Raw genomic sequence first — 2179 nt, forward strand, 5'->3', positions numbered from 1 at the left:
CCGTGAGGGCGCGCCCGCCGCGATCTCGGGCGCCACGAGGCTGCGGGGCAGCCATGCGACCCCGTGGCCGGCGAGCGCCATGGAGCGCAGGGCCTCGGCCATCGAGTTCTCGTTGGTGTGGACCGGGTAGGTCGCGGGCGCGCCCTCACGGGCCTGGGCGATGGCGGCGAGCCGGCCCAGGAAGGAGCCGCGGGAATATTGCAGCAGCGGCAGGCGGCCCTCCCGGTCCGGGACGAGCCCGGCCGGCGCCGCCACCGCCGCGAGGCTGTCGCGCCCCACCACGAGGCAGGGATGGCGCTCGGGGTCGAGCGGGATCGGGATGCCCGGATGGTGGTAGGTCAGCAGCAGGTCGTAGCCGCCCTCGACCAGCGCCTGGATGCAGATATTGAAGTTCTCCGGCAGCACCCGGCTGCCCATCGGCCCGAGGCCGCCCCGGATCGTGCCGAGCCAGCGCGGCAGAAAGGAGAGGCAGAGCGAGTGCAGCGCCGTGATCGTGACCACGGGCAGGCTCGAGCGCTCGCTGCGGTTGCGGAAGTCGGCCCGGCTGAGGGTGAGGAGACGAACCACCTCCTCGGCGGTCTCGAGGAAGTGGCGCCCGTCCGCCGTGAGCGTGATCGGGTAGGTGCTGCGGTCGAGGAGCGCCGTACCGAGCCAGACCTCGAGGGAGCGGATACGGCGGCTGAAGGCCGATTGCGTCACGTGCCGCGCCTCCGCCGAGCGCGAGAAGCTGCGCGTCTCGGCGAGGCTGAGGAAATCCTCGATCCACTTCAGTTCCATCGCCGGCCGGGTCGCGCCAGAAGGTCGAGGACCTTGGAACGCCAAAAGGGCGGGGGCGGCAAGCGGCCCCGGGCCGTCCGTGTGACAGCGGCGACCTCCGCGACGCGGGCGGATGATCCCAACCGTCCCGAGACGGGCTCGACAGGAGAACCGGGCTGCGGCATCCCTGCCGCATGCTGCGCCGCGCCCTCGTCTGCCTCCTCTTCACCGCCGGTCCGGCGCATGCCGACAGCTGCGACGGCCTCGCCCGGCAGATCGCCCAATCGATCGGCGGCACGGTGGGGCGGCGCTCCGGGCCCAGCATCGACATCCGCGTGCCGGGGGCGATCAAGTTCGACCTGACCTGCCGGGCCGAGCCGATCGTGCAGGCGAGCTCCGCCGAGGCGCAGCCCTCGGGAGCCTTCTTCGACGACCTCGCGGTCGCCTCGCAGATCCTCGTCGGCGAGCCGGCCGCGACCGTGGCCCCGATCATCGCCCGCGCGCACGCCGCCTCGCTCGCCGAGCGGCGCAAATCCTTCATCCAGCAGAACGGCTGGTCGGCGAGCTGCTACACCGACCCGGGCAGCAGCAGCCTGCGCACCCTCTGCTCGGTCGGGCGCATCCCGCCGGGGTGAGACGCGCCGCGCGGGCGCGTCTCGGGCGATCAATAGTCGATCACGTCCTCGAGCGCGTAGTGCTTTACCGTCTTGCGGTTGGCGATGAGCTCGTCGATCGTGGGCTCGCCCTTCATCGCGCGGGCGATGGCGAGCTTGGTCGCCTCGTAGTTGGTGCGGTAGAGGTCCTTGCGATCGACGTTGGGGTCTGCACCGCAGCGCTCGTCGAGCCAGATCATGATGATCATGCAAAGCTCGTCGAGCCCGTCCTTGGGCAGGATACCCTCGATCACGCAATCGATGATCGCGTCGCCGGTGGCCGCCTGCACGACGCCTCCGAGCAGCTCGGCATACTCGGCCGTGTGGATCGTGACCTTCGTGGTCATCATGGTGGCCGGGCGCACGAGCTGGTTGAGGTCGCGCACCACGAACATGCGGGTATGGCCCTGGACCTGCCCCATCATCGAGGCGAAAGCCTGACCCACGGGCCCGCGGACCGAGCCGATCAGCACCTCGGGCATCGCGTCGGTGTACTGCCCCTCGGCGGCGAGCACGGTGGCCTCGCCGGTGCGGAACCAGATCTCGGACATGGTCTTTTCCTTGGCGTTGTTCTTGTAGGTGCATCGCGCGAGGCCGCGCGCCGCGTGCGGGAGAAGCACCGCCGTCGCCGCAGGTCAATCGCCCGGCCCCTGGTCAGGCCCGATTCGATCGGCCATTGAGGCGGAGGTCCTTCGGGGCGGACTCCATCTGGGACGATGCGGATGCGGCAGCCGGGTCAGGATAGCGAGACAGGCGGCTGGAGCCTCGCC

At 70.8% G+C, this 2179-nt stretch carries 3 protein-coding genes; 1 reads left to right on the forward strand and 2 read right to left on the reverse strand.

Features of this window, described 5'->3' with window-relative positions:
* The coding region (locus AX737_RS05560) for a LysR family transcriptional regulator (RefSeq protein WP_066919672.1) at positions 1–777 on the reverse strand (777 nt) is incomplete at its 3' end.
* A 173-nt stretch (positions 778–950) separates the two neighbouring features.
* Here AX737_RS05560 and AX737_RS05565 point away from each other — a divergent pair.
* Positions 951–1391 (forward strand): hypothetical protein, encoded by a 441-nt coding sequence (locus AX737_RS05565; RefSeq protein ID WP_066919674.1) that lies wholly within the window; start codon positions 951–953, stop codon positions 1389–1391.
* Between the two features lie 29 nt (positions 1392–1420).
* On the opposite strand, the gene fae is transcribed toward AX737_RS05565, so the two are convergent.
* Positions 1421–1960 carry a formaldehyde-activating enzyme gene (fae, locus tag AX737_RS05570; RefSeq protein ID WP_066919676.1) on the reverse strand — a complete coding sequence of 180 codons (540 nt, stop codon included), beginning with the start codon at positions 1958–1960 and terminating at the stop codon, positions 1421–1423.
* Positions 1961–2179: the final 219 nt, after the last annotated feature.

The sequence above is a fragment of the Methylobacterium sp. CCH5-D2 genome, assembly GCF_001556475.1.
Taxonomy (GTDB): Bacteria; Pseudomonadota; Alphaproteobacteria; order Rhizobiales; family Beijerinckiaceae; genus Methylobacterium; species Methylobacterium hispanicum.